The organism is Kitasatospora sp. NPDC049258 (genome assembly GCF_040678895.1).
Lineage (GTDB): Bacteria > Actinomycetota > Actinomycetes > Streptomycetales > Streptomycetaceae > Kitasatospora.
Genome location: NZ_JBFAQT010000006.1, coordinates 37,903 through 61,255, shown reverse-complemented (window position 1 = coordinate 61,255; position 23,353 = coordinate 37,903). Strand labels below are relative to the sequence as shown.

Annotated in this window: 18 protein-coding genes, 1 tRNA gene, 2 pseudogenes and 1 riboswitch; of the genes and pseudogenes, 12 read left to right on the top strand and 9 right to left on the bottom strand. The window is 72.8% G+C overall.

Annotation, left to right across the window (positions count from 1 at the left end):
* Positions 1 to 79 precede the first annotated feature (79 nt).
* Positions 80 to 511: a hypothetical protein gene (locus tag AB0K43_RS07610; protein ID WP_363636844.1), complete on the top strand. Its 432-nt coding sequence runs from the start codon at positions 80 to 82 to the stop codon at positions 509 to 511.
* A gap of 158 nt (positions 512 to 669) precedes the next feature.
* Entirely contained in the window at positions 670 to 1,086 is a 417-nt protein-coding gene (locus AB0K43_RS07605) for an acetyltransferase (RefSeq protein WP_363636842.1), read from the top strand.
* A gap of 365 nt (positions 1,087 to 1,451) precedes the next feature.
* Here the strand turns inward: AB0K43_RS07605 and AB0K43_RS07600 are convergent, their stop codons facing one another.
* Positions 1,452 to 2,201 carry an SDR family oxidoreductase gene (locus tag AB0K43_RS07600; protein WP_363636840.1) on the bottom strand — a complete coding sequence of 250 codons (750 nt, stop codon included), beginning with the start codon at positions 2,199 to 2,201 and terminating at the stop codon, positions 1,452 to 1,454.
* Positions 2,202 to 2,293: 92 nt separating this feature from the next.
* Between AB0K43_RS07600 and AB0K43_RS07595 the strand changes: the two genes are divergently transcribed.
* The 3 genes and pseudogenes from AB0K43_RS07595 to AB0K43_RS07585 form a co-directional block, all read left to right on the top strand.
* Positions 2,294 to 2,701, top strand: a complete 408-nt coding sequence (locus tag AB0K43_RS07595) for a helix-turn-helix domain-containing protein (protein ID WP_363636838.1) — start codon at positions 2,294 to 2,296, stop codon at positions 2,699 to 2,701.
* A gap of 185 nt (positions 2,702 to 2,886) precedes the next feature.
* A complete protein-coding gene (locus AB0K43_RS07590) occupies positions 2,887 to 3,075 on the top strand; it encodes a transposase (protein ID WP_363636836.1) in 189 nt (62 codons plus the stop codon).
* Between the two features lie 21 nt (positions 3,076 to 3,096).
* A pseudogene (locus AB0K43_RS07585) lies at positions 3,097 to 3,245 on the top strand (IS5/IS1182 family transposase); the annotation flags it as partial.
* Between the two features lie 45 nt (positions 3,246 to 3,290).
* Here AB0K43_RS07585 and AB0K43_RS07580 read toward each other — a convergent pair.
* From AB0K43_RS07580 to AB0K43_RS07570, 3 genes are all read right to left on the bottom strand, one after another.
* Positions 3,291 to 3,383 (bottom strand) — tRNA-Cys (locus tag AB0K43_RS07580).
* Between the two features lie 118 nt (positions 3,384 to 3,501).
* Complete coding sequence (locus AB0K43_RS07575) at positions 3,502 to 4,113, bottom strand: hypothetical protein (RefSeq protein ID WP_363636834.1); 612 nt, start codon at positions 4,111 to 4,113, stop codon at positions 3,502 to 3,504.
* Positions 4,110 to 4,481, bottom strand: a complete 372-nt coding sequence (locus AB0K43_RS07570) for a PadR family transcriptional regulator (RefSeq protein WP_363636832.1) — start codon at positions 4,479 to 4,481, stop codon at positions 4,110 to 4,112. Before AB0K43_RS07570 ends, AB0K43_RS07575 begins: the two co-directional genes overlap by 4 nt.
* A gap of 150 nt (positions 4,482 to 4,631) precedes the next feature.
* Here AB0K43_RS07570 and AB0K43_RS07565 point away from each other — a divergent pair.
* Positions 4,632 to 4,796 (top strand): annotated as a pseudogene (locus AB0K43_RS07565) (enoyl-CoA hydratase/isomerase family protein); the annotation flags it as partial.
* 58 nt (positions 4,797 to 4,854) lie between these two features.
* On the opposite strand, the gene AB0K43_RS07560 reads toward AB0K43_RS07565, so the two are convergent.
* From AB0K43_RS07560 to aceA, 3 genes are all read right to left on the bottom strand, one after another.
* A complete protein-coding gene (locus AB0K43_RS07560; protein ID WP_363636830.1) occupies positions 4,855 to 5,721 on the bottom strand; it encodes a 3-hydroxybutyryl-CoA dehydrogenase in 867 nt (288 codons plus the stop codon).
* A gap of 26 nt (positions 5,722 to 5,747) precedes the next feature.
* On the bottom strand, positions 5,748 to 7,358 hold the full coding sequence (aceB, locus tag AB0K43_RS07555; RefSeq protein ID WP_363636828.1) for a malate synthase A: 1,611 nt from the start codon (positions 7,356 to 7,358) through the stop codon (positions 5,748 to 5,750).
* Positions 7,359 to 7,507: 149 nt separating this feature from the next.
* Positions 7,508 to 8,800, bottom strand: coding sequence for an isocitrate lyase (aceA, locus tag AB0K43_RS07550; protein WP_363636826.1), 1,293 nt, complete (start codon positions 8,798 to 8,800; stop codon positions 7,508 to 7,510).
* 344 nt (positions 8,801 to 9,144) lie between these two features.
* Between aceA and AB0K43_RS07545 the strand changes: the two genes are divergently transcribed.
* Together AB0K43_RS07545 and metE are read left to right on the top strand one after the other, a co-directional pair.
* Positions 9,145 to 10,563: a short-chain fatty acyl-CoA regulator family protein gene (locus tag AB0K43_RS07545; protein WP_363636824.1), complete on the top strand. Its 1,419-nt coding sequence runs from the start codon at positions 9,145 to 9,147 to the stop codon at positions 10,561 to 10,563.
* Between the two features lie 60 nt (positions 10,564 to 10,623).
* A riboswitch (cobalamin riboswitch) is annotated at positions 10,624 to 10,850 on the top strand.
* Positions 10,851 to 10,935: 85 nt separating this feature from the next.
* A complete protein-coding gene (metE, locus tag AB0K43_RS07540; protein ID WP_363636822.1) occupies positions 10,936 to 13,320 on the top strand; it encodes a 5-methyltetrahydropteroyltriglutamate--homocysteine S-methyltransferase in 2,385 nt (794 codons plus the stop codon).
* A 54-nt stretch (positions 13,321 to 13,374) separates the two neighbouring features.
* Here the strand turns inward: metE and AB0K43_RS07535 are convergent, their stop codons facing one another.
* On the bottom strand, positions 13,375 to 15,369 hold the full coding sequence (locus tag AB0K43_RS07535; protein WP_363636820.1) for a putative Ig domain-containing protein: 1,995 nt from the start codon (positions 15,367 to 15,369) through the stop codon (positions 13,375 to 13,377).
* A gap of 958 nt (positions 15,370 to 16,327) precedes the next feature.
* On the opposite strand from AB0K43_RS07535, the gene AB0K43_RS07530 reads away from it, so the two are divergent.
* From AB0K43_RS07530 to AB0K43_RS07520, 3 genes are all read left to right on the top strand, one after another.
* Positions 16,328 to 17,959, top strand: a complete 1,632-nt coding sequence (locus AB0K43_RS07530) for a DUF1800 domain-containing protein (protein WP_363636818.1) — start codon at positions 16,328 to 16,330, stop codon at positions 17,957 to 17,959.
* Positions 17,960 to 17,966: 7 nt separating this feature from the next.
* Entirely contained in the window at positions 17,967 to 19,418 is a 1,452-nt protein-coding gene (locus AB0K43_RS07525; RefSeq protein ID WP_363636816.1) for a DUF1501 domain-containing protein, read from the top strand.
* Positions 19,419 to 19,497: 79 nt separating this feature from the next.
* Entirely contained in the window at positions 19,498 to 19,869 is a 372-nt protein-coding gene (locus AB0K43_RS07520; RefSeq protein ID WP_363636814.1) for a hypothetical protein, read from the top strand.
* Positions 19,870 to 19,879: 10 nt separating this feature from the next.
* Here the strand turns inward: AB0K43_RS07520 and AB0K43_RS07515 are convergent, their stop codons facing one another.
* A complete protein-coding gene (locus tag AB0K43_RS07515; RefSeq protein ID WP_363636812.1) occupies positions 19,880 to 20,305 on the bottom strand; it encodes an ATP-binding protein in 426 nt (141 codons plus the stop codon).
* 252 nt (positions 20,306 to 20,557) lie between these two features.
* On the opposite strand from AB0K43_RS07515, the gene AB0K43_RS07510 reads away from it, so the two are divergent.
* Positions 20,558 to 22,870 carry a LuxR C-terminal-related transcriptional regulator gene (locus tag AB0K43_RS07510; RefSeq protein ID WP_363636810.1) on the top strand — a complete coding sequence of 771 codons (2,313 nt, stop codon included), beginning with the start codon at positions 20,558 to 20,560 and terminating at the stop codon, positions 22,868 to 22,870.
* The last annotated feature ends 483 nt before the right edge of the window (positions 22,871 to 23,353 follow it).

The window sequence follows — 23,353 nt, the reverse complement described above, 5'->3', positions numbered from 1 at the left end:
CATGGTCGACGTTCGATCGATCACCGATGATCCGCCTCAGACAGGGTTCCGTATGCACGTCCTCCGCCGAGTCCTCGCAGTGTTCGCGAGTGTGGCGCTGCTCGCCGGCGTCAGCCTCTTCGCGTCCTCCACCGCGCAGGCCGCCACCTCCTGCTCCGGCACCGTCACGTACGACCAGAGCGTCTCGCACGACGGCAGTGCCATCGGCGAGTTGGTCATCTACTACAACAGCAGCAACGGCGGCACCAACAGCGCCTGCTTCTACCACCGAGGGGCGTCCTACGGCGTCTCGGCGACGACCAGCGTCGAGATCTACCGGTGCCTGCAGACGTCCGGTACGGGCGGCGGCTGCACCGTCGCCGCCTCGTCGCGCATCGACAAGGGATCGTACGCGTACAACGCCGGACCGGTCGGCGTGACCGGCACGGCGAACTACTGCGTCTACGCCTACGGCTACGTCAACTGGGCCGGCCACGAGTACTCCGTGTCGAGCGGAACCCGGGGCTGCTGAGCACCGCGTCCCGCCCCCTCGACGGGCCGCGGGAACGCCCCCGAGGTCCCGTTCCCGGCTCCGGCGGGCCCGTCCCCCGGCGGACCGACCGGAGCCCGACAGATCCGCATTTCCGACCGTGTCGAACCACTGGATGTTCGGTGCAAGAGAGGTTTTCCATGCGCAAGAAGCTCGTCTCCGTCCTTGGTGCCCTCGCGATGGCCGGAGCCGCCACCGTGATGACCGCGCCCGAGGCCTCGGCTCTCACCGCCTCGCCGACGGAGGTCTGCGGCCCCGGCTACAAGGTCGTCGACTCCGAACAGCTCATCAACCGCACCGTGTGGGTCTACCTGACCTACAACAGCTCCAATGGCTACAACTGCGTGGTCACCATCCGCGGGAACGGGGGCGACCCGGTGCACATGTCGGCCGACCTCACCGTCCAGGGCGGCTCCCAGAAGTCCGACACCGGCTACTACGGGTCCTACGCCGGCCCGGTCTACGCCCACGCCGCGGGCAAGTGCGTCAAGTGGGGCGGCTTCTTCAGCGACTTCGACCAGAGCGCGTACGAGAGCCCCTGGAGCCACTGCGGCTGACCCGCCGACGCTGGCCCCGCCACCGGACCCGGATCCCGCCCCACAGCGGTCCGGCCCGGTGGCGGGGCTTCGGCGTTCCGCCCCGCCCGATGCCGCTGCGGGCCCGATGCCGGGGCCGAATGCAGCGGGCGAACAGGTGGCCTTGCCGCTGGTGGTGTGGAAGACGAGGTTGCCGTCGGACCGGAAGGTCAGCTCGATCACGCCCGTCCTGGAGCGGGTACCGCGAGGGCAACGGGGCCACCCGTCAGATGTGCGAGCCATGCCGCGGCCACCACACGCACCTCCTGCGGACGATCACCGATCTGGCTGCAGGGGCCTGCCGACCGCAGGCAGGCGGCGGAGCCGGTAGCCGAACGGACGGGGCGTCAGCGCATGCCGCCGGAAGCGAGGATGACATCCCCGGTGATCCAGCGCGCGTCGTCGGAAGCCAAGAAGGCCACCAGCGGGCCGTAGTCGTCCGGGGTGCCCGTTCGGCCCAGCGGGGTGCCGGCGATCGCCTGCGCTTCCTGGGCCGAGCCGGGGAATCCCATGGCCCTGGTGCCCTCCGTGTCCGACGGTCCGGGCATGATCGCGTTGACCCGGATGCCGCGCGGGCCCAGCTCCTTGGCCGCAACGATGGTGAACGCGTTGACAGCGCTCTTGGACGCGACATAGAGCGAGGCGTACGGCGGGTGGGTCAGTGTGCCGGCCGTCGAGACGTTGATGATCGAAGCGGCGCCGATGTCGTCCTGCGCGGCCAGGGCCTGCGTGGTGAGGATCGTACCCAGGAGGTTGGTGGTCATCTCGCGCTGGAACTCCGCCTCGGTGATGCCCGACAGCGGCGCGAAGGCGGCGACGGCCGCGTTGTTCACGAGTACGTCGACCGGTCCGTACTCCTCGCGCGCCCGATCGAACAGATGGCGCACCTCGTCGCCGCGGGCCACGTCGGCCCGGACCGCGATCGCCCGGCCGCCCTTGGCGGTGATGCCCGCGACGACCCGCTCGGCACCCTTCGCATCCTCCCGGTAGTTCACCACGACGGCCGCGCCGGTCCCGGCCAGCGCCTTGGCGATCCCCGCGCCCAGGCCTTTCGATGCGCCCGTGACGATCGCCGTACGTGCGTTGCTGCTGCTCACAGTGGCTCCTCGAACGTCGGTGCTTACGAGGTCACCGTAGGAAAGCCCGTTACTGCTGGGAAGTACCTACTATTTTGTAAGCTCCTGCTGTGATGGAAACTCAGCAGGTCGCGACCGCCACCCGGCTCCTGGCCCACGACACCTTCGACAACAAGTGCGCGCTCAGGCCGATCATGGACCAGACGACGAGTCGCTGGGCGACACTGATCATCTCGGCCCTCATCGCCGGGCCGCACCGCTTCGCGCAGCTGCACCAACGAGTCGGCGGCATCAGCCAGAAGATGCTGTCGCAGAACCTCAAGGCACTGGCCCGGGCCGGGCTCGTCGGCCGCCATGTCGCGCCCACCAACCCGCCCCAGGTCACCTACAGCCTGACGGAACTCGGTGTCAGCCTGGCCGGGCCGCTGACCGAACTGATCCAGTGGTTCGGCCGGCACGGAGGCGAGCTCCTCGCCGCCCAGGAGCACTACGACAGCCAGCAGGCGTCAGCTCGCGAGTAACGGGCCGGTCCCATGGGTCGGTTCGGCGGAGTCCTGCGGCAGCACCAGCCGACCTGGCCGGAGAACGCAGGTCCCGTCCACCAGCTCCAGGGCGCGGGCGAGGATGGCGTCCCGCTGGGTGCCGCAGGCGATCGCGGCCAGGTCCGCTTCAGAAGTGGATCAAGGTCGTGCGATGATCACATTCCATGGCTCGGGGAGATCTGACAGACCCACGGTGGGCGCTGCTGGAACCCTTGTCGCCGCAGGGCAGCAAGGCCGGTCGGCCGCCGGTGCACACCGAGCGGCAGCTGATCAACGGGATACGGTTCGGGGTCCGGATGGGCATACGGTGGCGGGATCTCCCGGAGCGCCACGGGCCCTGGGAGACGGTGTAGGGGCCGTTCCGCCGCTGGCGGGGCGAGTCTCCACAGTTCCGGTGGTCCTGGGTCGCATCCGTGTGCCCGGGCCCGGCCCGGGATGGCCGCGCACCCGGCCGGACAGGGTCCGCGCCGACCCGGCGTACGGCTCCCGCGCGAACCGCAGCTACCCGCGCAGACGTCGCATCGGCTGCACGATCCCTTTCGAAACACGCCCCAGGAGGGCCACAGGGCGGAGAGGGCAGGATTCGAACCTGCGCGGGCCGCGTGGACCCTGCTGGCCGTTGCCGGCCTGGCACCCGATGAGCCGCTCCGGGCACCTCTCCCGAGCCGGGGAGTCCGACTGCTCCCCGGCCTGGATCCATGCTGCCGGGGCGGCCTGACGCGGCGCTGAGCCGCGGCTGACCCGGCCGCCGGTCGGTCGGGGCTGCCGCGCCGGGAGTGTCAGAGCGCGCTCGCCCGGCGCAGCCGCGCGGCGGAGCGGCCGAGCCGGACGGCCGCGGCCACCGGGAGGCACAGGGCCACCGGGAGGGCGCTCAGCAGGGCCGCCGGGCTCAGGCCGCCGAGCGCCGCGGAGCACACCAGCGCGAGCACCGGCAGGGTGACGACCGGTGAGAGCACCAGCAGCGTCGCCTGGCGCTTCTCCCGCCGCACCCACTGCGGGGACTTCCACAGCAGGACCAGCGCGGCGATCGTGGCGGCGAGCGAGAGCACCCCTCCGATCGCCGGGACCACCGCGAGCGGCAGCGGCGCGACGACCAGGCCGAGGGTGACCGCGGTGCGGCCGCCGGCCGCCGGTGCCGGCAGCTCGCCGCCGGGCTCCTCGGCCAGTGCGGCCGCGGCGATGTCCCCGGGCGCCCCCAGCCGGCCGAGCACCTCGCGCACGGCCTCCTCGCCGACGGTGCCGGCAGCGCCTGCGTCCGCCAGCGCCACCTCGATGTGCTCGCTCAGATCCGCCAGCAGCTCCCGGCGGCGGTCCTCGGGCAGGGCCGCGCCGCGCTCCTCGACGGCGGACAGGTAGGCCCGCACGAGGGGGTGGGTGAGGGTGTCGTTCACGTGCTCTCTCCAGGGGTCAGGAAGTGGTCGACGGCGGCGCGGAAGGAGGGCCAGTTCGCGGTGAACTCCTCCAGTGCGCTGCGGCCGGTGTCGGTCAGCGTGTAGTACCTGCGCGGTGGTCCGCTCTCGGAGTCGCGCAGGAAGGTGTCGGCGAGCCCGGTCCGCCGGAGCCGCGACAGCAAGGGGTAGATCGTGCCCTGGCTGGTCGCCATCACCTCGACCTTGGCGAGCTCCGCCAGGAGCTCGACGCCGTAGCGGGGGCCGTCCCGCAGCAGCGCCAGAACGCAGTACTCCAGCACCCCCTTGCGGAGCTGGCTCGCCACACGGCCGTCGGCGTCGCCAGGGATGCTTGCATAGCCATCTACCATGCAAAGCAAGTTACCACGGATCCCGCGCGCCGCAACGGAGGTGGGTGTGGCCGGATCCGGTGGACCGACAGCACTGCGGTGGCGGTCCGGACTTGCCGGCGGACCCGCCCTTCGGCGAAACCGCCGCCGCATCGGGTCGAGGCGGTTCACGTCGAGGGCGTACGGGCGCAGGTGATCGACAAGGACCGCGCCCCGGGCTGGTCGCCGCCGACCCTGCAGGGCGTGACCGACCAGGACGCGCACCGCTCCTTCGCACCGCTCGGCGCCGACGAGCTCGGTCCCGCCGCCATCACCGCATCGGAGGAACGCTGGTGACCATCCGAACGATCACCTTCGTGGGCCGGGGCGCCGGCGGGTACGGGGACGGACCTGGTCAGCCGGCCCGGTGGGAGTGGAAGCCGCGCCCGGTCTTACGGCCGAGCAGACCGGCCTCGACCATCCGGGACAGCAGCGGCGGGGGCGCGTAGAGCGGCTCCTTGTACTCCTCGTACAGGGCCTCCGCGATCGCCTGCACGGTGTCCAGGCCGATCAGGTCGGCCAGTTGGAGCGGGCCCATCGGGTGGGCGCAGCCGTGCACCATGCCGTCGTCGATGTCGGCGGCGGTGGCGTGCCCGGCCTCGGCCATCCTGATCGCGGCCAGCAGGTAGGGCACCAGCAGGGCGTTGACCACGAAGCCGGCCCGGTCGCGGGAGCGGACGACGTGCTTGCCGAGGGTGTCCCGGACGAAGCTGTCGACCCGGTTGAGCACGGTCGGGTCGGTGTGCAGCGAGGACACCACCTCCACCAGCGGCATCACCGGCGCCGGGTTGAAGAAGTGCAGGCCGAGCACGTGCGAGGCGCGCGAGGTGGCGATGCCGAGCCGGGTGACCGGGATGGCGGAGGTGTTGGTGGCGAGCACGGCCCGCTCGTCGGCCAGCACCTCGTCCAGGGCGGCGAGCACCTCGCTCTTCACCCGCTCGTCCTCCACCACGGCCTCGACCACCAGCTGACGGTCGGCCAGCGCCTCCAGGTCGTCGGCGAACAGCAGGTGCGCCCAGGCGTCCTCGCGTCCGGCCGGGCTCAACCGGCCGCGCTCGACCGCGTGGTGCAGCGAGCGGTCGATCCGGGCCCGGGCGGCGCGCAGGGCGTGGGGCCCGTGCTCGCAGACGACGGTGTCCAGGCCGGCGCGGGCGAAGACCTCGGCGATGCCGGAGCCCATCTGTCCGGCGCCGACCACGGCCACCCTGCGGATCTCGTTCATGGCGCTGTCTCCCTTGCCGGTGCGGTTCAGGCCGCGGTGCGGATGCGGACCAGGTGGCGGGCGTAGGCCTCGGTGGTGAGGAAGGCGGGCAGGTCCGCACCGAGCGCGGTCTCCGCGAGGATTCGCACCGCGTCGTCGACCAGGCCCGGGTCGGCGCCTTCGGCGAGCAGGGCGGCCCGTTCGGTGTCGATCAGCCGCCGCACCAGGCCCGGGGTGACGAGGGAGCCGCCGGTCAGCCGCGAGCAGTGGTGCTGCCACTGCCAGAGCTGGCAGCGGGCGATCTCCGCGGTGGCGACGTCCTCCATCAGGCCGAAGACCGCGACCGCCCCGGCGCCGCCGAGCCAGGCGGTCAGGTAGCGCAGGGCCACCGCCACGTTGGAGCGCACGCCCTCACCCGTCGGCAGGCCGACCGACATCCGCTGCACGGCGAGCAGGTCGGCGGCGGTGACCTCGACGTCCTCGCGGCCCTGGTCGAGCTGGTGCGGCCGCTCGCCCAGCACGCCGTCGAAGACCTGCCGGCAGGTGGCGACCAGGCCGGGGTGGGCGACCCAGGAGCCGTCGAAGCCGTCGCCGGCCTCGCGCTCCTTGTCGAGGCGGACCTTGGCGAGGGCGGCCTCGTCGGCCGCCGGGTCCTTGCTCGGGACGGCGGCGGCCATCCCGCCGATGGCGTGCGCGCCGCGGCGGTGGCAGGTGCGCACCAGCAGGTCGGTGTAGGCGCGCAGGAACGGCTGGGTCATGGTGACGGTGGCGCGGTCGGGCAGCACGAAGCGGGGGCCCTGGCCGGCGAAGTTCTTGATCAGGCTGAACAGGTAGTCCCAGCGCCCGGCGTTCAGACCCGCCGCGTGCTCGCGCAGCTCGTAGAGGATCTCGTCCATCTCGAACGCGGCGGTGATGGTCTCGATCAGCACGGTGGCCCGGACGGTGCCGTGCGGGATGCCGAGCTGCGCCTGGGCGAAGGTGAAGATCTCGTTCCACAGGCGGGCTTCGAGGTGGTTCTCCAGCTTGGGGAGGTAGAAGTACGGGCCGCTGCCGCGGTCGATCTGGCGCTGCCCGCAGTGGAAGAGGTACAGGCCGAAGTCGACCAGGGCGCCGACGGCCGGGCGGCCGTCGATCAGCAGGTGGGCCTCGTCCAGGTGCCAGCCGCGCGGGCGGACCACGATGGTGGCGGGGGTGTCGCCGATCCGGTAGCGCTTGCCCTCCGGGGTGGTGTCGTCGATCCGGCGCTCGATCGCGTCCAGCAGGTTGAGCTGGCCGGAGACCAGGTTGTGCCAGGTGGGGGCGGTGGCGTCCTCGAAGTCGGCGAGCCAGACCTGCGCGCCGGAGTTGAGCGCGTTCACGGCCATCCGCCGCTCGGGCGGCCCGGTGATCTCCACCCGGCGGTCGGCCAGGCCCGGCGCGGTCGGCGCGACCCGCCAGCTCAGGTCCTCCCGGACGGCGCGGGTCTGCGGGAGGAAGTCGAGGGTCCCGGTCAGGACCAGGGCGGCGGCGCGGCGGGCGCGCTCGGCGAGGAGCTCGGCGCGGCGCGCCGCGAAGGCGTCGTGCAGGCGGAGCAGGAACCGCAGCGCCTCGGGGGTGAGGATCTCCTCGAACCGCTCCTCGGGCTCGCCGAGGATCTCGATACGGCTGGTCAGGGTCATCCGGCTCTCCAGGAAGGTGGGCCCGGGGCCGCGTCTGCCGACGCGACCCCGGGCGGTGGCGGCCTGCGGGTCCCGTCCCTCAACGGGACCCCCGGGCGAAGGTCAGCAGGGGCCGGCCGGCCGTGGGGGAGCCGGCCGGCCCGGCCCGCTCAGTGGAACTGCTCGGCCTCGGTGGAGCCGGTCAGGGCGAGCGTCTCGGCGTTCGGGTTGAGCGCGGTGGAGATCCGGTCGAAGTAGCCGGTGCCGACCTCGCGCTGGTGCTTGACGGCGGTGTAGCCCTCCGGCACGGCCGCGAACTCGGCCTCCTGGAGGTCGACGTAGGCCGTCATGCCGCTCTCGGCGTAGCCGCGCGCCAGCTGGAACATCGAGTGGTTCAGCGCGTGGAAGCCGGCCAGCGTGATGAACTGGAAGCGGTAGCCCATCGCGCCCAACTCCCGCTGGAACTTGGCGATCTGGTCGTCGTCCAGGGCCGCCTTCCAGTTGAACGAGGGCGAGCAGTTGTAGGCGAGCATCCTGTCCGGGTACTCGGCCTTGACGGCCTCGGCGAACTCCCGGGCCTGCGCCAGGTCCGGCGTGCCGGTCTCGACCCAGAGCAGATCGGCGTACGGGGCGAAGGCCAGCCCGCGGGAGATCACCGGCGCCATGCCCGGCTCGACCCGGTAGAAGCCCTCGGCGGTGCGCTCGCCGGTGCAGAACCGGGCGTCGCGCTCGTCCACGTCGGTGGTCAGCAGGTTGGCGGCCAGCGCGTCGGTGCGGGCCACGATCAGCGTCGGCACGTCCGCGATGTCGGCCGCCAGCCGGGCCGCGTTCAGCGTGCGCACGTGCTGGGCGGTGGGCACCAGCACCTTGCCGCCGAGGTGGCCGCACTTCTTCTCGGAGGCGAGCTGGTCCTCGTAGTGGATGCCCGCCGCGCCGGCCGCGATCATGCCCTTGGTGAGCTCGAAGGCGTTCAGCGGGCCGCCGAAGCCGGCCTCCGCGTCGGCGACGATCGGCACCAGCCAGTCGGGCCCGTCGTTGCCCTCGGCCGCGTCGATCTCATCGGCGCGCAGCAGCGCGTTGTTGATCCGGCGGACCACCTGGGGCACCGAGTTGGCCGGGTAGAGGCTCTGGTCCGGGTAGGTCTGCCCGGCCTGGTTGGCGTCGGCGGCCACCTGCCAGCCCGAGAGGTAGATCGCCTGGAGGCCGGCCTTCACCATCTGCACCGCCTGGCCGCCGGTCAGCGCGCCCAACGCGTGGATGTGGTCCTGCTCGTGCAGCTGCCGCCAGAGCCGCTCGGCGCCGCGCCGGGCCAGGGTGTGCTCCTCGCGCACCGTGCCGGACAGCCGCACCACGTCGGCGGCGGTGTAGCTGCGCTCGATGCCCGCCCACCGGGGGTCGGACGCCCACCGGGCGGCCAGCTGCGCCGCCTGCTGCTCCTGCTGCTGCCGGACCGACTGCGTCATGGTCTGCTCCCGAGGATGCTCGTTGCGAAGGACGTGAGGCCGATCACTTCGCTCGGTGAAAGTGCGGCCGGGGGCGCCGGGCAGGCAGCGGCGCTGCCGGGACGTTGTCGCCCGCAGCCCCTGCCGCCGGGGCGGAAAACGCCTGGCAGCGGGGGCCGTTCGTGGTGCGCCTGCCGGCCGCAGCACCGACTCTGGCAGTCCCGGGGCGGGCCGTCACCGGTGGACGGCTGCCAACTTCTGCGAAGCGGATCCTGCGAATCTGCGAAGCCTGCGAAGGCTCCGGGCGCTGCGCCCGGCTATGCTGCGGCGCACCCGAACGGTCGGCGAGGAACGGAGACGGCTCGATGGGACGGACCTTCGCCGGCGCACGGCTGCGCCGGCTGCGCGAGGACCGCGGGCTCAGCCAGGCGGCGCTGGCCCGGCTGCTCGAACTCTCGCCCAGCTACCTCAACCAGCTGGAGCACGACGCCCGCCCGCTGACCGTGCCCGTCCTGCTGCGGCTGACCGAGGCCTTCGGCGTCGACGCCGGCTACTTCGCCCCACCGGACACCGCCCGGCTCACCGCCGACCTGCGCGACTCGCTCGGCGAGGAGCTCGCCGCCGGCCGGGTCACCCCCGGCGACCTGGACGAGCTCGCCACCCGGCTGCCCGCCGTGGCCCGGGTGCTGATGGACCTGGGCCGCAGCCGCCGGGCCGTCGCCGAGCAGCTCGCCGTGCTCGCCGGCGACCGCGGGCCGGCGATCGACACCGCCCGCACCCCGCACGAGCAGGTCCGCGAGTTCTTCTACCGCCGCCGGAACTACATGCATCAACTCGATCTGGCAGCAGAGGAGTTGGCGGTCTCGATCGGGCTGCGGCGGGGCGAGGTGCGGACGGTGCTGGCCGAGCGGCTGGCGTCCGGCCACGGCGTCCGGCTGGCCACCGGCGGAGAGCGGCTGCACGAGTACGACCCGCGCTCCCGGGTGCTGCGGCTGTCCGGCCGGCTGCGCCCGGGCCAGCAGGCCTTCCGGATGGCCACCCAGCTGGCCTACCTGGAGCACGACGCCCTGCTCGGCGAACTCGCCGCGCAGGACAGCCCCGAGGGCTCCGCCGCCTGGTCGCTCACCCGGATCGGCCTGGCGAACTACTTCGCCGCCGCCCTCGTGCTGCCGTACCCCGCCTTCCACGCCGAGGCGGAGGCCGCGCGCTACGACATCGAGCACCTCGCCGACCACTTCGGGGTCGGCTACGAGACGGTCTGCCACCGGCTCAGCACCCTCCAGCGGCCCCGGCTGCGCGGGGTGCCGTTCTCCTTCGTCCGGGTCGACCGGGCCGGCAACGTCTCCAAACGCCAGTCCGCCACCGACTTCCACTTCTCCCGTACCGGCGGCACCTGCCCGCTCTGGAACGTCTACGAGGCCTTCGCGGCCCCCGGCCGGGTGCACGTCCAGATCGCCGCCATGCCCGACGGGCGCCGCTACCTGTGGACCGCCCGCGCGGTGACCCGCTCGCCCGGCGGCTGGGGCAAGCCGGGCAAGACCTTCGCCATCGGCCTCGGCTGCGAACTGCGGCACGCCGCACGGCTGGTGTACTCGGCCGGGCTCGACCTGGCGGACCAGGCGGCGGCCACCCCGATCGGCCTGGGCTGCAAGGTCTGCGAACGCCCCGCCTGCCCCCAGCGCGCCGCCCCCGCCATCGGCCGCCCGCTGGCGGTCGACGAGCACACCAGCACCTTCGCCCCGTACCCGGTCCACCCGGACCCGGCGGACCGGCCGGCGCCGTAACGTGTCCGCGCCACCATCCGCCATCCGGGCAAATCCGGCCGGGATCGCCTCGATGGGCCTAGGCTGTGCCTCGCAGTCGGTTCGCCCTGCCCGCCAGGCAGGTGCGTCGTAAGAGGGAACCCGGTGTGAATCCGGGACTGCCCCGCAGCGGTGAGTGGGAACGACCGCCGTCACGTGCACTGGGCCCCAACGGGGGCCTGGGAAGCGACGGCCAGTAGGTGCCGGAGAGACCGACAGGCCCGGCGCGCCCGCGAGTCCGAAGACCTGCCGCTGCCCGTGTGCGACCGCAGCGGTGATCTCGGCGACCTCGCGGTGGGGGTACCGCCCGGCCGAAGGCTGGGGGAAGGTCGGCGGAGCCGGCGGGCACCCTCGATGTGCCGCGCCCGCACTGCCGTCCCCTTCGCGCGTGCCGCCGTGATCGCAACGCGACTCGCGAAGGAGAGTTCCGTGTCATCGAGTTCCACCACCCCGCAGGCCACCGTGTACGGCTACCCGAGGCAGGGCCAGGACCGGGAGCTGAAGAAGGCGATCGAGGGATACTGGGCCGGCCGCGTCGACGCCGGGTCGCTGCGGGCGGTCGCCGCCGAGCTGCGCCGCGGCACCTGGCGGCAGCTGGCCGAGGCCGGCGTCGCCGAGGTGCCCACCGGCGACTTCTCGCTGTACGACCACGTGCTGGACACCACGGTCGCCGTCGGGGCGATCCCGCCGCGCCACCGCGCCGCGGTCGAGGCCGACCCGCTGGACGGCTACTTCGCCATGGCCCGCGGCACCCAGGACGTCGCGCCGCTGGAGATGACCAAGTGGTTCGACACCAACTACCACTACCTGGTGCCGGAGTTGGGGCCGGACACGGTCTTCGCCGCCAACTCCGCCAAGGCGGTCACCGAACTGCGCGAGGCGCTCCTGCTCGGTCACCGGGCCTGCCCGGTGCTGGTCGGCCCGCTGACGTACCTGCTGCTGGCCAAGCCCGCACCCGGCACGGCCGCCGACTTCCAGCCGCTCACCCTGCTGGACCGGCTGCTGCCCGTCTACGCCGAGCTGCTCGCGGACCTGCGCGCGGCCGGCGCCGAGTGGGCCCAACTGGACGAGCCCGCCCTGGTCCAGGACCGCACCCCGGCCGAGCTGAACGCCGCCGCGCGGGCCTTCCGCGACCTCGGCGCGCTCACCGACCGGCCGCAGCTGCTGGTCACGACCTACTTCGACCGGGCCGGCGAGGCGCTGAAGGTGCTGGCCAAGGCCCCGATCGAAGGGGTCGGCCTGGACTTCACCGGCCCCGGCGCGGCCAACCTGGCCGACCTCGCCGCCGTCGGCGGCCTGCCCGGCAAGCGGCTGGTCGCCGGTGTGGTGGACGGTCGCAACATCTGGATCAACGACCTGGAGAAGTCGCTCACCACCCTGGCCACCCTGCTCGGCCTGGCCGACCGGGTGGACGTCGCCCCCTCCTGCTCGCTGCTGCACGTCCCGCTGGACGCCACCGCCGAGCGTGACCTCGACCCGCAGGTGGCCCGCTGGCTCGCCTTCGCCCGGCAGAAGACCGCGGAGATCACCACCCTCGCCCGCGGCCTGCGCGAGGGCACCCGTACGATCACCGCCGAACTCGCCGCCAACCGGGCCGACCTGGCCTCCCGGGCGGCCTCCGCGCTCACCCACGACCCGGCCGTCCGGGCCAAGGCCGCCGCCACCACCGACGCGGACGCCCGCCGCGCCCAGGCCTACCCCGAGCGCTCCGAGGCCCAGCGCGCCCGCCTCGGCCTGCCGCTGCTGCCGACCACGACGATCGGCTCCTTCCCGCAGACCGCCGAGCTGCGGGTGGCACGCGCCGATCTGCGCGCCGGCCGGATCGACGGCGCCGGCTACCGGGAGCGGATCCGGGCCGAGGTCCGGGAGGTGATCGCCTACCAGGAGAAGGCCGGGATCGACGTCCTGGTGCACGGCGAGCCCGAACGCAACGACATGGTCCAGTACTTCGCCGAGCAGCTGGTGGGCTACCTGGCCACCCAGCAGGGGTGGGTGCAGTCCTACGGCACCCGCTACGTTCGTCCGCCGGTGCTGGCCGGCGACATCTCCCGCCCGCACCCGATGACGGTCGACTGGTACCGCTACGCGCAGGACCTGACGGACCGACCGGTCAAGGGCATGCTCACCGGCCCGGTCACCATGCTGGCCTGGTCCTTCGTCCGCGACGACCAGCCGCTCGGCGACACCGCCCGGCAGGTCGCCCTCGCCCTGCGCGCGGAGGTGGACGACCTGGAGGCCGCCGGCGCCGCCGTCATCCAGGTGGACGAGCCCGCGCTGCGCGAGACGCTCCCGCTGCGGGCCGCCGACCGTCCGGCGTACCTGGAGTGGGCCACCGAGGCGTTCCGGCTGACCACCTCGGGGGTGCGTGCGGACACCCAGATCCACACCCACATGTGCTACGCCGAGTTCGGCGCGGTCATGACCGCGATCGAGGAGCTCGACGCCGACGTGATCTCGCTGGAGGCGGCCCGCTCGCACATGGAGGTGGCCCACGAGCTGGCCGGGGCGGGCTACCCGCGCGAGGTCGGTCCGGGGGTCTACGACATCCACTCGCCCCGGGTGCCGAGCGCCGAGGAGGCCGCCGCGCTGCTGCGGGCCGGCCTGGCGGCCATCCCGGCCGAGCGGTTGTGGGTCAACCCCGACTGCGGCCTGAAGACCCGCGGTTGGAGCGAGACCCGCGCCTCGCTGGAGAACCTGGTGGCCGCGGCGCACGAGGTCCGCGCGGAACTGGCCGGCTGACGCCGCACGCGCAGGGGGCCGCAGCGCCTGGCTGCGGCCCCCGTCGGGGTGGTGTCAGGAGACGTTGAGCGCGGTGTCGTCGATCACGAAGCTGGTCTGCAGGGAGCTGTCCTCGGTGCCGGTGAACTTGATCGTCACGCTCTGCCCGGCGAAGGCGGAGAGGTCGTAGCTGCGCAGCACGTAGCCGTTCGCCATGTTGAGGTTGCTGAAGGTGGCCAGGGTGGTGGAGCCCGCCTGGACGGTCAGCTTGTCGTAGGCCGTGGAGGCGGTGGTCTCGGCGGTGTCGATGTGCAGGTAGAAGCTGAGGGTGGCGTGGCAGCCCTGCGGCACGGTCACCGACTGGGCGAGCGAATCGGTGTGGGTGGAGCCGTAGCCGTCCAGCCAGGACTTCCAGCTGCCGGAGTGGGCGGCCTGGGAGGCGCTGTTGTCGACGACGCCGGAGCTGGCGGTCCAGGGTGCGGCGCCACCGGTCTCGAAGCCCGCGTTGCCGAGCAGCTGGGCCTGGGTGCAGCCGCCGCCGGTGCCGGTGACCGTCCAGGTGAAGCCGGTGGATCCGGCGGCGCCGGTGGTGTCGGTGGCGGTGACGGTGGCGGTGTAGCTGCCAGGGGTGGTGGCCGTGCCGCTGATCAGCCCGGTGGCGGAGTTGACGGACAGGCCGGCGGGCAAACCGCTCGCCGCGTACGAGAGGGTCTGGCCGGTGGCGGAGTCCGTCGCGTGGATCTGGAGCGAGGCCGAACCGCCCTGCGCGGTGGTCTGGTTGCCCGGGTTGCTGACGGTCACCGTGTTGCCGGAGGTGGTGCCGGAGGTGAAGGCGGCGGTGCCGTTGGGGGTGCCGAGTCCGGTCGGGCCGTCGTACCCGGCGGCGGCGGTGCAGAGGTAGGACGGCGAGCAGCTGCCGTTGGCGCCGCCGGTCACGTCGTAGAGCGAGGAGGTGTGCGCGTACGGGTAGGAGGCGGGGTTGCTGCCGGCGCCGGGGGTGCCGGCCAGCGCGTAGACGGCCGCGATGATCGGGGCGGAGGCGCTGGTGCCGCCGTAGACGTTCCAGCCGCTGCCGCCGTAGGTCTGGTAGACGGCGACGCCGGTGGCCGGGTCGGCGACGGCCGAGACGTCGGCGACGGTCCGCTTGGCGCAGCCGCTGTCGGTCTGCCAGGTCGGCTTGGCGTCGTAGCCGGAGCAGCCGGAGCCGGCGCCGTCACCGCCGGAGCTGGTGCCCCAGACCTTCTCGCTCCAGCCGCGGGCGTTGGAGGTGCGGCTGAGGCTGGTGCCGCCGACGGCGGTGACGTACTTGGAGGAGGCCGGGTACTCCGCGCCGTAGCCGGAGTCGCCGGAGGAGACGGTGATGGCGACGCCGGGGTGGTTGAAGTACGAGGTGTCGTAGGAGGTGTCGGAGGCGTCCTCGCCGCCGCCGTAGCTGTTGGAGACGTACTTGGCGCCCAGGCTGACCGCGGTGTTCACGGCCGCGCCCAGGTTCTCCATGGTCGCGCTGTCCGCCTCCACCAGCAGGATGTGGCAGTTGGGGCAGACGGCGCTGACCATGTCGACGTCGAGCGAGATCTCGCCGGCCCAGCCGCTGTCGGCGGTCGGGTAGGAGGTCCCACCGCGCTGGTCGACCTTCCTGAAGCAGCCGTTGGCGGTGGTGCAGGCGGGCAGCCCGTACTGGGAGCGGTAGGCCGCCAGGTCGCTCTCGGCCTTGGGGTCGTCGTTGGAGTCGACGATGGCCACCGTGGCGCCCGCGCCGGCCGCGGCGGGCAGGTTGTAGGCCGAGGTGAGATCGGTGGGACCGTAGCCGGACGGCGTGGCGTCGGGTGCCAGCGTGTGCTGCTGGACGAGGTCGGTGCGGGCGAGCGCCAGGCAGGCCATCTCGCCGGGGCTGGGGGCCGCGCAGACCCGCCTGGTGCCGACGGAGGACTGCGCACCGGTGTCGGTGGCGGTGGCGCTCGGGGCGGCCACGGCGAGCAGGCCGGTGGCCGCCAGGGCCAGGGCCGGTAGCCCGACGAGGAGTCTGCGGAGCCTGGGCAGGTGCAGGCCGCTGGGGGAGTGGGAGCGCAAGAGTCGACCCTCCGTGGGGTGAGGGCGCGGCCGGTGCCGGCAGGGGTGTGCGCCGGTACGGGCTCGGGCCCGTGCTGACGGATCTCGGCATGTGCCGGCCGGCCGCGGCTGGTGGCCGGAGCCGGTCCGATGCGCTGTACGGGAGTGGGGGTGATCAGCCGCCTGTCGGGAACCTGACAGGTAACTGAGCGCGCCAAAACGCTTGCCCCGCAGGGCAGTTGCTCGGCTGTATGGCCATGACGCTACTGACGGCCCGGCAGGCGCGGCAAGGCCGGGCCCGCAGCCTTTGCCGGGGCTTGTCCATGACTTGCCAACCGTGTGGCGTGGGGGCGCCGCCGCGGGCGAACCGCTCCACGATCCGGTGCCGGTGGGCGGTGACCCCGGTGGCTCCGCTGTCGCCGTGCTCCGCGCCGACCACCTGAGGTTGACCGCGTGTCGCCGCAGCCTCGGCCGAGAACGCCGTGACCGGTGGGCAGAAGGAGCCGTCACCGGTAACGAGCAGGGGGCGACCGGGCGTCCCGGAGGGGAGTTCCAGGTAACGAACCGGTAAAGCTGCGGGAGTGGTTCGGACCGGACGTCTCTATCCACTGCGGAGCTCAAACGCCACACAGGCCCGCCCAGCGGGCTCCCGCTCACGAAGAGGAGAGCATGCCGGATGACCCGATCACCTGTCAGCGGCCGGTCGCCCGACCATCCCGAGGAGGACGGCAGGCGCCGGCGGAGCGGAACCCCGCCGGGCAAGCGAAAGTCCACCCACCGTCGCGGGCCGGGCAGCAGGTGGAGCCGGCGTGGACTGTTCGCGGCTCTGGCCGGGGTGGGCTTCGCCGGTGTGGGACTGGCCTTCCGCAGGGGCACCCCCGACCCCGGTGCCCTGGTGCTGGGTCGCGGTGAACCCCCGCGCATCGTGCCGGTCCTGTCGGTCGATCAGCCCGGAACCGGCCCCGCGGCGGAATCGGCGATGGCCGGCCCCGGGGCGCCGGCCGCCGGGGGCGGGCAGGCGATGGGCGGTTCGTCGCGCCCTGCCGGTAACCAGCCGGCCCTGGCGAGGACGTACGCCGACCGCGATGCGAGTCTGATGGGCTCCCGGGCCGGCCAGCAGCTGCGCCCCAGCAGTCCCGTCCCCGGGAAGACCTACTCCGGCCCGGGAGCCGCGGCCACAGCTTCCAAGGCGGGCACCACGACGGTCCTCGCCGACGACCCGGTGCTGCACCTCGCCCGACGGTTCACCATGGGGCCGACCCCGGCCCTCGTCGCGGAGATCCGGGCAGCGGGGATCGACCGCTGGATCAGCCGTCAGCTGGCGCCGAACAGCATCCCGCTCACCCAGGGTGAGCGCATGGCGGAGAGCATGCCGACGCGCGGAAAGGCGCCCGGTGAGCTGGTGATCACCAGGGAGGACCGCAAGACCGGAGAGCTTCCCGACCTCGAGGCGATCCTCGCCACCACGGCCAAACAGCTGTGGTCGGACCGTCAGATGTTCGAGGTGATGGTCGACTTCTGGAACGACCTCCTGCACGTCGCCGACCCGCACCCGGGAATCGTGGCCACCCGAGCCTCGTTCGACACCGACGTCATCCGTAAGTACGCCCTGGACAACTACCCGGACATGTTCCTCGCCGCCAACCGGCACCCGGCGTTGCTGGCCTACCTGAGCCAGGACCAGTCGGGCAAGGACGCCGTCAACGAGAACCTGGCGCGCGAGAACCTGGAGCTCTTCACGGTCGGCGTGGACGGTGGCTACACCGAGGCGGACGTGCGGCAGGCGGCACTGCTGCAGACCGGGAGGCAGATCCGGGGCCAGGAATTCTTCTACAACGAACGCGTGCACTACGTGGGCGCGGTGGAGATCATGGGCTTCAAGCACCCCAACGCCAGCGCCGCGGGCGGGCTCGAGGCCGGCGACGCCTATCTGCGCCACCTGGCCATGCACCCCTCCACCGCGCTGCGCGTCGCGACGCAGCTGTGCCTCCAATTCGTCTCCGACGTGCCGCCGAAGTCACTGGTCGACCGCCTCGCCGACACCTACCTGAAGAACAAGGGCCAGGTCATCCCGGTGCTCCTGGCGCTGCTCAGTTCGTCGGAGTTCTGGGCGTCCGTGGGGCAGAAGGTACGCCGCCCGATGGAGCAACTCGTCGCCACGTACCGGATCCTCGATGTGCAACCCGGCTCCCAGGCCGACCTCAAGCCGGGGCTGACCGGACTCTACGAGACGATGCGCGAGTTCGGCCAGTGGCCGATGGGCCAGCCGACGCCCAACGGATACCCCCGGGTCTTCGTCGCCTGGACGTCCCCGGGGGCGATGGTCTCGCAGTGGAACGAGGCCGGCGAGGTCCTCGCCGGCGCGCGCAAGGAGTTCCGCTGCACCAAGCCCGAGGAGCTACTGGCCGGGCAGCCTCCGGCGACTGCCGGCGCCTACCTGGACGCGCTGGCCGAAAGGCTGGTGTTCGGCCGGCTTCGTACGGGGGACCGTGCCGCCGTCCTGAGGATCGCGGGCGTCGCGGAGGGCGACCACGTGGACGCCTCGTTCAACGGGTCGATCACCGCCGTCGCGCGGACCATCCTCGCCTCCCCCCAGCACACCCTCAAGTGAGGTAGACGTGGCACAGCACCGCAAGAACCCCCACCACCCCCCGCGCGGCGCCGCCCCCCTGGGAGGTCACCGTTCGCAGGACGAACCGGGGCGTGCCCTGCGGCACCCCGAATGCCCGGAACCGGCCGCACTCGGCCCCAACCGCGCCGAGGCCGTGCTGCGCGCCGAGGCCGCGGCGGTCCGGGCGGAGGACGAGGCGGAGCGGGCCCGGATCGAGCGGCTCGAACGTCTGGAGGAGGCGCAACAGGAACGACGCGCGACCACGCGCCGCCGCTTCCTGGCGGGCAGCGCGCTCACCGCCACAGCGCTGGCCACCAGCACGCTGGTCTCCGGCCGGCTGTCCTTCGGCACGCTCGCCGACAACGGGACGCTCGTCCAGGTCTTCCTCTACGGCGGGATGGACGGCCTGAGCCTGCTCGCCCCGGCGAACGACCCGATCCTGCGGAAGAGCCGGCCGGCGCTCCTCCTTCCGGAGAACGGCTCGATACCGGTCGGCCGGGGCTTCGCGCTGAACAAGGCCTTCGAGCCGCTCAAGAAGTACCTCGATCTGGGTGAGCTGGCGTTCGTGGCCGGGGTGTCCGACCCCCGCATCTCCCGTAGCCACTTCCAGGCCGCCGACGCCTGCGAGCTCGGCGGCCTCCCCAACCAGTCGGCCGGCCGCGGCTGGCTCGACTCACTGGTCGGACTGCTGGGTCCCGGGACGCCGTTCCGGGCGGTCGGGATCGGCAGCACCCTCGCCCGGTCCCTGGTCGGCACGGAAGGCGCCATCGTCCTGAACAGCATCGCCTCGCTCGGCATCAACGGCGAGCAGAAGTTCAAGGAGCCGACCGTCACGGCCGTCCGCACCCTGTTCACCGGCATCGACCATCCGCTGGAGGACATCGTCAAGGCCGGACTCGGTGCGCTGGCGACGGCCTCGGACCTCGCGAGAACCGGGTACACCCCTGCCGCGGGCGTGCAGTACGAAGGAGATGTCGGCGATGCGTTCAAGGAGATCGCTCACCTGATCAAGGGGGGAGCCAACGTCCGCGTGGCATCCATCGGGATGGGCGGCTACGACACCCACCAGGAGCAGGGCACCAACGACGGGCACCTGTACGGAAAGCTGAACGAACTGGCGAAGGCGTTGCGCGCGTTCTTCGACGATCTGGGGGAGCTGCGCAAGGACGTGACCGTCATGGTGGTCTCGGAGTTCGGCCGCCGGGTTGCCCAGAACACCAGCGGAACCGACCACGGCCACGGCGGGGTGGCCACGATTCTCACCGGCCGCAAGGTGGCCGGCCCCATCCTCGGTGCCTGGGGCGGCCTGGACACCCTGGACAACGGCGACGTGCCGGAGTTCAACAACATGTTCAACCTGTTCGGCTCGGTCGCCCAGTCCCAGTTCGGCCTGTCCGCCGCCGATGTCCAGCGGATCTTCCCCGCGCAGAAATTCGAGCCGATCGGCGTCATGCGGTGACCTTCCGTGCCGCCGCCGTAGCCTGCTGCGTCCGGGGCACCCGGCCCTCGACGGGCCGTTGCCCGGCGAAGGGAGTGACGTGCTGATTCCGTGCCAGCTCCGGCGCAGAGTGGCCCCGGACGCCGCGGGCTATCTGCGCTTCCACCCGGCGGACCCGGATGCCGCCTTACGGCACGGTGTCGCCCTTCGCGCCTACGCCCATGGCCTGGGGCTGCCCCGGCCCTCCCTCTACCTGGACGAGGGCCTCACCTGGCGCGGCCGGCTGCCGGCCTACGAGCGGCTGCTCGGTGCCGTGCGCGCGGGCCGGTACGGGATCGTCCTGATCCCCGGCCCGTGGGTGTTCGGCCTGTCCGACGAGGTGGCCCGGCGCCGGAGGGCGGAGCTGTCCGCCCACTGCCGGGTGCTCGAACGGCCCGGACGCCGGCCGGGCAGGTACGAGCCGGGGCCGTGATCCCGGCCGGTCAGCAGCCGGAAGCGGCGGTGTCGATCTCGAACCAGACCGCCTTGCCGACCGGCGACCGGAAGCTGCCCCACCGGGTGGCGAGCCGGGTGAGGAGGGCCAGACCGCGCCCGTCCTCGTCCGTGCTCGCGCTCTCGCGGGGGCGGGGACGAACGGGGGAGGAGTCCTCGACCTCGCAGCGGAGCGCCCCACCCAGGTGGACCAACCGCAGCACCCGCGCCCCGTCGGCGTGCCGCAGGGCGTTCCCGACCAGCTCACTGACCAGGAGCTCCGCCGCGTCCAGCTGATCGGGCAGATTCCAGCGGACGAGCTGCTCCTGGACGATGCGCCGGCTGCACCGGGCCGCCAGGGCGTCGGCGGGCAGCGGCCAAGCGCCATGGGCAGCGGGCGGTCGGGTCGACGGCGGATGCGGGGCGATGCTGTCCATCGAAGTTCTGGCTCCTCCGGTCGTACGGCGTGTTGCGGTACCTCTCAAGGCTGCTGGCGGGGACGCGGCGACGGGAGGTGGCAACTACCTGTTCGGATACCTGAACCCTGCGGGCGGACGCTCCGTGCCCTGACCTCGGCCGTCCCGGCCGCGTCGCCAGTAGCATGGGGAACCGGAGCCCGGGGTGGCCCGGCACCGTCGGCGCTCGCCCCGGGGAGTCGGATCGGCACGACGAGGCCGGGTGGTGATGCCATGACCACGGTAGGTGACCGCCTGGAGAGCGGCTCGCTCCCGGCCGAGACCACCAGCCTGGTGGGCCGCCGGCGCGAGCTGGCCGAGGCGCGGAAACTGCTGACCGCCACCAGGGTGCTCACGCTGACCGGACCGGGCGGTGTCGGCAAGACCAGGCTGGCCCTGAGGCTCGCCGCCGACGTCCGCCGGGCCTTCGGCGGCGGCGTGTGGCTGGTCGACCTCGCCGCGCTGAAGGACGTCACCTTGCTGCCCTACACCGTGGCGGACGCGCTCGGCATCTCCTCGTCCCCCGCCACCCGAGGGCAGATGGACGTCATCATCGACGTGCTGCGCGGGCGCCACGCCATGATCCTGCTGGACAACTGCGAGCACGTGATCGACGCCGTCGCGGCGGTGGCCGCTGCCCTGGTCCGCTCGCTGCCCGACGTGAAGGTCCTGGCGACCAGCCGCCAGCCCCTCGGGGTCGCCGGTGAGCACGTCCTGGTCGTGACCCCGTTGCCGTTCCCCGATCCGGACACCGCACCGCTTCCGTCGACCGTCGTCGCCGAGTACCCGGCACTGGCGCTGTACGCCGAGCGAGCCCGAGCGGCCACCGGCGCGGCGCTCGCCGGCGATGACTGGCGTGACGCCGCCCGCCTGTGCGCCCGCCTGGACGGCCTGCCGCTGGCCATCGAACTGGCGGCGATCAGCGCGCGCAGCCTCACCCCCGCCCAGATGCTCGACCGCCTCGGTGACTGGGGCGGTGTGCTCTCGCGCGGAAGCCGGGCCGGGCCGCCCCGCCATCGGTCGCTGACTACGGCCGTCGACTGGAGCTACGAGCTCTGCTCGGCGCAGGAACGGCTGCTGTGGGCCAGGGCCTCGGTGTTCGCCGGCTCGTTCACCCTCGAGCACCTGGAGGCGGTCTGCGCCGGAGAGGTCCTCGCGGCCGAGGACATCCTGCCGGCGGCGGCCGCGCTGGTGGACAAGTCCGTCTTCACCGCGACCCAGCACGGTGGCCAGGTGCGCTACCGGTTGCTGGAGACCCTGGCGAAGTTCGGCCGTGACAAGCTGGCCGCCGCAGGTGAGCGCGACACCGTGGTCCGCCGCCACCGGGAGCACTTCCTGGCCCTCGCGCGGCGGATGGACGACGCCTGGTTCGGCCCCGACCAGCTCACCTGGATCGAACACACCCATGCCGAGCACGCCGACCTGAGGGCCGCGCTCGCCGCGCACATCGCGGCCGACGACGTCGACGCGGCGCAGACCATGACGGCCGCACTGCTGAACCACTGGCTCGCCGGCCACATGACGGAGGGCCGGCTCTGGGCATCCCGGACCCTCGCACTCGAATCCGCCGACCACCATCCGCTCACCCGAGCCAGGACGCTCTACACCCAGGGCCTGCTCGCCGCGGTCCAGGCCGATCACGCAGTGGTCGGGCCCGCGCTCGACGAGTGCCGCGACCTCGCCGAGGAAGCCGGCGACCGGGTACTCGAAGGGATGGCCACCACCGCGATGGCGCTGGCGGCCTACGCCACGGCGAACATGCCGGCCGCCGTTCGGCTCGCGGAGCAGGCCCTCGCCGTCCCCGAGTACGCGGCAAGCAACGAGCGCTGCCTCGCCCTGGTCGTCCTCGCCCTCACCTGCGACATCCAGGGCGACAACGAGGGCGGACTGCGCTTCAGCAAGGAGCTGATGGACCTGTGCGAGCGGTCGGGCGAGCAGTCCTACCGCTCCTGGGCCCTGCTCGCCGACGCCCGGCTGCGCCTGCATACGGGTGGCGTGCCGACGGCCCGGGTACGCGAGATCCTCACCCTGAAGCGCGCCTTCCACGAAGTGGCGGGGATCAGCTCGGCCTTGGTCCTGCTGGCGAGGGCCACCGTCAGGGTGGGCGACCCCGCTCGCGGGGCGGTGCTGATCGGGATCTACCACCGGTACCGCTTCCGGGTCGGGGTGGAGGCCACCGCCGTCATCTACCAGGGCGACACGTTCGAGGAGCAGTGCCGCCAGGCCCTCGGAGACGCCGCCTACCGGGCGGGCTATGACCGCGGGTTCGAGCTGAGCACCGAGGCGGCCCTGGACTTCGCGCTGGGCGCCGCCGATGCCACCGAGCCGACGGACGAGGCGGAGGCCGAGCAGAGCCCGCTGACCCCGCGCGAACGGCAGGTGGCCGCCGCCGTCGGCCAGGGCCTGACCAACAAGGAGATCGCCGCCGAACTGGTCATCTCACTGCGCACGGCGGAGGGCCACGTCCAGCGCATCCTCACCAAACTGGGCTTCACCTCGCGCACCCAGCTCGCCGCCTGGTCGGTGCGCCACGACGACCAGGAGTGACCCGGCGGCTGCCCGCCCCCGATGGCGATCGGGCGACGCCCCGAAACGGAACGGCGGCCCGACACTCTCAACCCTCGTGGTCCCGCCGCGGCCCGAAGGCATTGCCTAGCGTGGGATCAGCCGCAAGGACGGCAGTTCCGGCGAATGTGGTCCTGCGCAGCTCCGCATTGGTCGGAGAACTATGTGTCACCGATGTCCGGCAGCTCTACCGCTACGGCAGGACGCAGGTACCTCGACACGTATTTCTACGGGTGTGTGGAGGGGTGGCGAGGCGTGAGGATGGGTTGCGCCATGCCGGACCGGGTGTCAGTGATCTCGCAACGGTTCCACGCAGTACAGCCGATTCCCTGGAGGTCATGTGGAAACCGGCAGCCAGCACCTCGCCCTCTTCCCCGGGACAATGCGGTCCGGCCCGCCGCCCGCGCCGCACCCGCCGTTGCCGCGCCCCCGGCCGGGCCGGGTCGGTCACCGCGCAGAGCGGAT

Excerpts from the sequence above, each read along its gene's own strand:
- AB0K43_RS07605 (WP_363636842.1), top strand. The coding sequence starts at position 670 with ATGCGCAAGAAGCTCGTCTCCGTCCTTGGTGCCCTCGCGATGGCCGGA.
- AB0K43_RS07595 (WP_363636838.1), top strand. The coding sequence starts at position 2,294 with ATGGAAACTCAGCAGGTCGCGACCGCCACCCGGCTCCTGGCCCACGAC.
- AB0K43_RS07590 (WP_363636836.1), top strand. The coding sequence starts at position 2,887 with ATGGCTCGGGGAGATCTGACAGACCCACGGTGGGCGCTGCTGGAACCC.
- AB0K43_RS07570 (WP_363636832.1), bottom strand. The coding sequence starts at position 4,481 with ATGGTAGATGGCTATGCAAGCATCCCTGGCGACGCCGACGGCCGTGTG.
- AB0K43_RS07560 (WP_363636830.1), bottom strand. The coding sequence starts at position 5,721 with ATGAACGAGATCCGCAGGGTGGCCGTGGTCGGCGCCGGACAGATGGGC.
- aceB (WP_363636828.1), bottom strand. The coding sequence starts at position 7,358 with ATGACCCTGACCAGCCGTATCGAGATCCTCGGCGAGCCCGAGGAGCGG.
- aceA (WP_363636826.1), bottom strand. The coding sequence starts at position 8,800 with ATGACGCAGTCGGTCCGGCAGCAGCAGGAGCAGCAGGCGGCGCAGCTG.
- AB0K43_RS07545 (WP_363636824.1), top strand. The coding sequence starts at position 9,145 with ATGGGACGGACCTTCGCCGGCGCACGGCTGCGCCGGCTGCGCGAGGAC.
- metE (WP_363636822.1), top strand. The coding sequence starts at position 10,936 with ATGTGCCGCGCCCGCACTGCCGTCCCCTTCGCGCGTGCCGCCGTGATC.
- AB0K43_RS07530 (WP_363636818.1), top strand. The coding sequence starts at position 16,328 with ATGGCCGGCCCCGGGGCGCCGGCCGCCGGGGGCGGGCAGGCGATGGGC.
- AB0K43_RS07515 (WP_363636812.1), bottom strand. The coding sequence starts at position 20,305 with ATGGACAGCATCGCCCCGCATCCGCCGTCGACCCGACCGCCCGCTGCC.
- AB0K43_RS07510 (WP_363636810.1), top strand. The coding sequence starts at position 20,558 with ATGACCACGGTAGGTGACCGCCTGGAGAGCGGCTCGCTCCCGGCCGAG.